Source organism: Pseudomonas agronomica (assembly GCF_025917275.1).
Classification (GTDB): domain Bacteria; phylum Pseudomonadota; class Gammaproteobacteria; order Pseudomonadales; family Pseudomonadaceae; genus Aquipseudomonas; species Aquipseudomonas agronomica.
The window spans coordinates 1-6,607 of the sequence record NZ_JAOSHO010000282.1; the positions used below are offsets into that span (position 1 = coordinate 1).

The 6,607-nt window shown below is 66.4% G+C and carries 3 protein-coding genes and 1 riboswitch; all 3 genes read right to left on the reverse strand.

Annotation, left to right across the window (positions count from 1 at the left end):
- Nucleotides 1-80: 80 nt before the first annotated feature.
- The 3 genes from cobN to OC610_RS18305 all read right to left on the reverse strand — a co-directional run bounded on the left by cobN (nt 81) and on the right by OC610_RS18305 (nt 6,456).
- A complete protein-coding gene (gene cobN / locus OC610_RS18295) occupies nt 81-3,854 on the reverse strand; it encodes a cobaltochelatase subunit CobN (protein WP_264429610.1) in 3,774 nt (1,257 codons plus the stop codon).
- 3 nt (nt 3,855-3,857) lie between these two features.
- Nucleotides 3,858-4,922: a cobalamin biosynthesis protein CobW gene (gene cobW / locus OC610_RS18300; protein WP_323156035.1), complete on the reverse strand. Its 1,065-nt coding sequence runs from the start codon at nt 4,920-4,922 to the stop codon at nt 3,858-3,860.
- Between the two features lie 99 nt (nt 4,923-5,021).
- A riboswitch (cobalamin riboswitch) is annotated at nt 5,022-5,250 on the reverse strand.
- A gap of 69 nt (nt 5,251-5,319) precedes the next feature.
- Nucleotides 5,320-6,456, reverse strand: coding sequence for a glycerate kinase (locus tag OC610_RS18305; protein WP_264429614.1), 1,137 nt, complete (start codon nt 6,454-6,456; stop codon nt 5,320-5,322).
- Nucleotides 6,457-6,607: the final 151 nt, after the last annotated feature.

The window sequence follows — 6,607 nt, forward strand, 5'->3', positions numbered from 1 at the left end:
AAAGATCGCAGCCTCGTTGCACTCGGCAGCTCCTACGGGACCGAGCGCAAGCACGCTCCTTCGCCACAAGGGCGCGCCAATCAGCCATCTTCTTCAATGTCCAGCAACAGGTTTTCCAGCGCCTCGCGATAATCCCCCGGTTCCTGCCACATCCCGCGCTGCTGCGCTTCGAGCATCCGTTCGGTCATGTCCCGCAGGGCGTCGGGGTTGTGCTGGCGGACGAAATCCCGGGTATGCGGATCGAGGAGATAGGCATCGGCCAGCAAGGCGTACTGGTGGTCGTCGATCAGCTGCGTGGTGGCGTCGAAGGCGAACAGGTTGTCCACCGTCGCTGCCAGTTCGAACGCGCCTTTGTAGCCGTGGCGCTTGACCCCGTCGATCCACTTCGGATTGGCCGCGCGGGAGCGAATCACTCGGTTGAGTTCTTCCTTCAGCGTGCGGATCTTCGGCAGGTCCGGCTGGCTATGATCGCCATGGTAACTGGCGGCGGCTTCGCCACTGAGGGTTTCCACGGCAGCGAGCATGCCACCCTGGAACTGATAGTAATCGTTGGAGTCGAGCAGGTCGTGCTCGCGGTTGTCCTGGTTCTGCAGCACCGCTTGCACCTGGCTCAGGCGCCGGGAAAATTGCGCCCTCGCAGCGGTGCCTTCGTCGCCCACGCCATAGGCGTAGCCGCCCCAGTTGAGGTAGACCTCGGCGAGGTCTTCGCGGCTCTGCCAGAGCCGACCGTCGATCGCCCCCTGCACACCCGCGCCATAGGCGCCGGGCTTGGCGCCGAAGATCCGCCAGCCGGCCTGGCGCGCCGCGTCTTCCGGGAGCAAGCCCGATTGCAGCAGGGCTTCGCGCTCGGCGCGGACCTTGGCCGCCAACGGGTTCAGGTCGTCAGGCTCATCCAGGGCCGCCACGGCCTGCACCGCCGCGTCGAACAAGCGGATCAGGTTGGCGAAGGCGTCCCGGAAGAACCCGGAAACCCGCAGCGTCACATCGACCCGAGGCCGGTCCAGCAGGCTCAGCGGCAGGATCTCGAAATCATCGACCCGCTGGCTGCCCGTGGCCCACACCGGACGCACGCCCATCAGCGCCATTGCCTGGGCAATGTCATCGCCGCCGGTGCGCATGGTGGCGGTGCCCCACACGGACAGGCCGAGCTGGCGCAGGTGATCGCCATGGTCTTGCAGGTGCCGCTCGAGAATCAGGTTCGCCGACTGGAAACCGATGCGCCATGCCGTGGTGGTGGGCAGGTTGCGCACGTCGACGGAGAAGAAATTTCGCCCGGTGGGCAGCACATCCAGGCGCCCGCGACTCGGCGCGCCACTGGGGCCGGCCGGTACGAAGCGCCCGCCCAACGCATCGAGCAAGCCGCGCATTTCCGCCGGGCCACAGGCGTCCAGGCGCGGCGCGACGACGGCGCGCAGATGGTCGATGATGCCTTGCACTGTCTCCCAACCCGGCCCGTCGAGCGGCTCGATGTCGCCACCCAAGGTTTGCTCGATCAAGCGCGCCGCGAACAGTTCCAGGCGCTCGCGGCTGTCACCAACGGTGCGCCAAGGCTCGTCGCTTACGTCGCGCAAAGCCTCGGGACGCGCCCCTGCCCAAGGCTCGGCCAAGGCACAATCGAGCGGATCGAAACCCAACCCGAACGCCTTCGCCAGCGCCCGCAGCAGGCTGGACTGGGCGCCCTTGCCGTCGCCCCGGGGAATGCGCAACAACGCCAGCAAGGTGTCGATGCGCAGCCGCCCTTCCGGCGACTCGCCAAAGATGTGCAGGCCGTCGCGGATCTGCGATTCCTTCAAGTCGCACAGGTAGGTGTCCAGGCGCGGCAGCCAGATCGCCGCGTCGGCGTCGCTGTCGAGGGCGGCATCGAGTTGCAGCTCGCGGTCGATGTGCGTCTCGCGCACCAGGGCCAGGATGTCCCGTTGCAATTCCCTGGCGCGGCGCGGATCGAGCAGTTGCGCCTCGTAGTATTCGTCGGCCAGCAACTCCAGGTTACGCAGCGGCCCGTAGGTTTCGGCCCGGGTCAGCGGCGGCATCAGGTGATCGATGATCACCGCCTGGGTGCGACGCTTGGCCTGCGCGCCCTCGCCCGGGTCGTTGACGATAAACGGATAGATGTTTGGCAGCGGTCCCAGCAGCGCATCCGGCCAGCAGTTCTCTGACAGCCCGACGCCTTTGCCCGGCAGCCATTCGAGGTTGCCGTGCTTGCCGACGTGGATCACTGCGTGGGCGCCATAGGTGTGGCGCAACCAGAAATAGAACGCCAGGTAGCCATGGGGCGGCACCAGGTCCGGGTCGTGGTACACCGTGCTCGGATCGACCTGGTAACCCCGCGCCGGCTGGATGCCGACGAACGTCAGGCCCAGGCGCAGGCCGGCGACCATCAAGCGGCCCTCGCGGAACATCGGGTCCTGCTCGGGCGCGCCCCAACGCGCCAGCACCGCTTGGCGATTGGCCTCGGGCAGCGCGTCGAACATTGCCTGGTACGCGTCCAGAGCCAGGCTCTGATGGCAGGGCCGCAGGTCGAGGCTGTCCAGGTCGTTAGTGACGCCGCCAAGCAATTGCTGGATCAACGCGGTGCCGCTGGCCGGCAGCTCGGCGGGCAACGGATACCCTTCGGCCCGCATCGCCCGCAGGATATTCAACGCCGCCGCCGGCGTGTCCAGGCCAACCCCGTTGCCGATGCGCCCGTCCCGGGTCGGGTAATTGGCGAGAATCAGCGCCACCCGTTTTTCGCCATTGGGCAGGCGCGCCAGGGTGGTCCAGCGCCGGGCCAGTCCGGCGACAAAATCCATGCGCTCGGGCACCGCCCGGTAGCACACCACGTCGCTTTGGCTGCGCTCGCTGCGCCAGGCCAGGTCCTTGAAGCTGATGGGCCGGCTGATGATGCGTCCGTCCAGTTCCGGCAAGGCGATGTGCATCGCCAGGTCCCGCGGGCCCAGGCCTTGTTCGCTGGCGCGCCAGCCGGGTTCGTTGTCCTGGGCGCAGATCGCCTGGATCACCGGGATATCGCGACGAAACGGCCGCAGGTGCGGTGCTTCCGGACTGGATTGCGCGAAGCCGGTGGTGTTGAGGATCACCCCCGCCGCTACTTCGTCCAGCCAGTCTTCCACCTGGGCCAGACAGGCAGGTTCCTTGAGGCTCGCCACCGCGATCGGCAAAGGATTGAGCCCCGCCGCTTGCAGGCGCTGGCAGAACACATCGATGAACGCGGTGTTCGCGGCTTGCAGGTGCGAGCGATAAAACAACAGCGCCGCCACCGGTTCGCCGGCCTGCCAGTCGGCTTGCCAATCATCCAGGGTCGCATTGGTTTTTTTCGGATGATAGATCGCCGTGCGTGCCAGGGGCTGGGGCTCGCCCCACGAATAGTCGCGGCCAAACCATTGGCTGCCGAGGTGACGGAACAGGTTCAGGGCGTTTTCCAATCCACCCTGGCGGAGAAATTGCCAGAGCCGGTCACGGTCTTCGACGGGCACGTTGCTCAAGTCGCTGAGCTCCGGATCCGGGCGGTCGTCTCCCGGTACCAGGATCAGCTTCACCCCGCGACCGGCCAGCTCCATCAGCCGCTCGATGCCGTAGCGCCAATAGCCGATGCCGCCGTGCAACGACAGCAAGATGACCTTGGCGTGTTGCAGCACATCCTCGAAATACAGGTCCACCGAGGCGTGGTTCTGCACCTGCATCGGGTTGGCGAGGCGAAACTGCGGGTAGTCGTCCGGCAACTGCCGCGCCGCTTCGGCCAGCAGCGCCAGGCTGGAATCGCCGCTGCACAGGATCACCAGTTCGGCGGGGGTTTGCCCGAGGTCGGCGATGTTGTCATCCGACACGAAACCGCCGGGCTGGGTCCTGAGCAGGTGCATGGCTCAGGCGCTGAGGGCGGCGCGCAACTGCGCTTCGAGCAGCCCGGCGTCCAGGGCCTGGCCGATCAATACCAGCCGGGTGACCCGCGCTTCGTCGGCGCCCCACTGGCGGTCGAAGTGCTTGTCGAAGCGCGTGCCGACACCTTGGATCAGCAGGCGCATCGGCTTGTTCGGGATGGCTGCGAAACCCTTGACCCGCAGCACGTCGTGCTGGACCACCAGTTGCGTCAGCGCGTCCAGCAGCAGGCTTTCGTCAGCCTGGGGCAGCTCGATGGAAATCGAATCGAAGGCATCGTGATCGTGGTCGTCGTCATCGCCGTCATGGTGGTGGTCGTGATGGCTGTGGCGGCTGTCGATGTGCTCTTCGGAACCCGCGCCCAAGCCGATCAGCACGTCCAGCGGCAAGCGACCGCTGCTGGCTTCGATGACCTTGACCGCTGGCGGCAGTTCTTCGGCGACTTCCAGGCGCACTTTTGCCAGGTCCTCGGGGTTGATCAGGTCGGCTTTGTTGAGGATCACCAGGTCGGCGCTCGCCAGCTGATCGGCGAACAGCTCGTGCAGCGGCGATTCATGGTCGAGGTTCGGGTCCAGCTTGCGCTGGGCATCGACCTTGTCCGGGAACGCGGCGAAGGTGCCGGCGGCGACGGCCGGGCTGTCGACCACGGTGATGACCGCATCGACGGTACAGGCGCTGCGGATTTCCGGCCACTGGAAGGCCTGGACCAGCGGCTTGGGCAAGGCCAGGCCAGAGGTTTCGATGAGAATATGGTCGAGGTCGCCGCGACGGGCCACCAGTTCGCGCATCACCGGGAAGAACTCTTCCTGCACCGTGCAGCACAGGCAGCCGTTGGCCAGTTCATAGACGCGGCCGTTGGCTTCTTCTTCGGTGCAACCGATGGAGCACTGCTTGAGGATCTCGCCGTCGATGCCCAGCTCGCCGAATTCATTGACGATGACCGCGATGCGCCGGCCCTGGGCGTTGTCGAGCATGTGCCGCAGCAAGGTGGTCTTACCCGAGCCGAGGAAACCGGTGACGATGGTGACGGGGAGTTTGGCCAGTGTTTTCATCGGATGCCCTTTGGCAAGGTGGCGGGCAAACGGGACGACAACCGCAGGCACGGGCGTGCACGGAAGATTTCGCCACCGGATCACCCCGCCCGGTTGTAGTGAGAATCTGTTGTCGAGGCAGGTCTCCTGGCTGACGGCGGGCCAGGCAGGCTTTTATCCAAAGCCTGGGCTGACAATTTGCTGCGCCTTCCCGTGCGCCCGGCGTAACAGGGCATGCACAGTGGCCTTGCAGAAACAGCACCGTTCACAGTTGCGGGGGCAGCCGCGGCTTGCGCGTTCCCTTCTTAGCTTCGGCGCGTGCCGAAGAACCTCGAAGGCGCAAGGCTACGCAGGGTGTGCGGGCGGGTCAATGTCCGGAGGGCAATCTCCGATGGCTGCGTCGTGACTCGCGCTGAGATCAGCGGGCCGCCACGCGCCAGAGCCGCGCGATATCCCGGGCCCGCTCGGCCAGCAGGCGCGGCGCATCGGCGCAGGCTTCTTGTAGCGTCATCGGTCCGTTCGCCAGGGCAAACGCGGCATCGATGCCGTGCTCATAAAGCGCTTCGTAGCCCTCCCCCAACGTGCCGGCGATGACCAGCACCGGCACGCCCTGGCGCTGGGCGATACGGGCCACGCCAAACGGGGTTTTGCCGCGCAGGGTCTGGGCGTCGAAACGGCCTTCGCCGGTGATCACCAGGTCGGCACCCTCGATTGCATCGGCCAGGCCGGTCAACTGCGCAACGACTTCCACGCCGGTGCGAAACTGCGCCTGGAGGAACGCCTTGGCGGCGAAGCCCAGGCCGCCGGCCGCACCGCTGCCGGGTTCGTCGCGCACGTCGCGGTTCAACGCCTGGGCGCAGTGTTCGGCAAAATGCCCCAGGGCCCGGTCCAGTTGTTGTACCTGCTCGGCCGAGGCGCCTTTCTGCGGGCCGAACACGGCTGAAGCGCCATGGGGACCGCAGAGTGGGTTGTCGACATCGGCGGCGATCTCGAAACACACGCCGGCCAGGCGCGGGTCCAGGTCGCCCAGGTCGATGCGCACCAGTTTGCCCAAGGCCAGGCCGCCGGGCGGCAGCGCCTGGTCCTGGTCGTCAAGCAGCGCCACACCCAAGGCCTGCATCGCCCCGGCGCCGCCGTCGTTGGTGGCGCTGCCGCCGATTGCCAGGATCACCCGGTTGGCGCCTTCATCCAGGGCAGCGCGGATCAATTCACCGGTGCCATAGGTGCTGCTGGAACAGGCATCGCGCTGTCCCGGTGGGACCAATTGCAGGCCACTGGCCTCGGCCATCTCGATGATCGCCGTGCGGCTTTGCGGCAGCCAGCCCCAGCGGGCCTCGACGGCGGTGCCCAGCGGGCCACGAACCCGGGTTTCACGCCACTGGCCGTTGCAGGCCGCGAGCACCGCCTCCACCGTTCCCTCGCCACCGTCGGCCATCGGGCACTTGATCAGCTGCGCATCCGGCCAGACCTCGGCCAACCCTTGCGCGATGGCGTCCGCCACGCCTTGGGCGCTGAGACTGTCCTTGAACGAGTCGGGGGCGATGATTATTTTCATTTTTGTTCTCCGGTTCCGATGCACAGCATGCTGCCAGCTGACCGCAACCGTGACGCCGGTCCGCCGCACAAAAGTCTTGGAGCATTATTGGTCAAATTCACAAAGGCTGGGTTGGCATTGCTGGCCTCTTCGCGAGCAGGCTCGCTCCCAC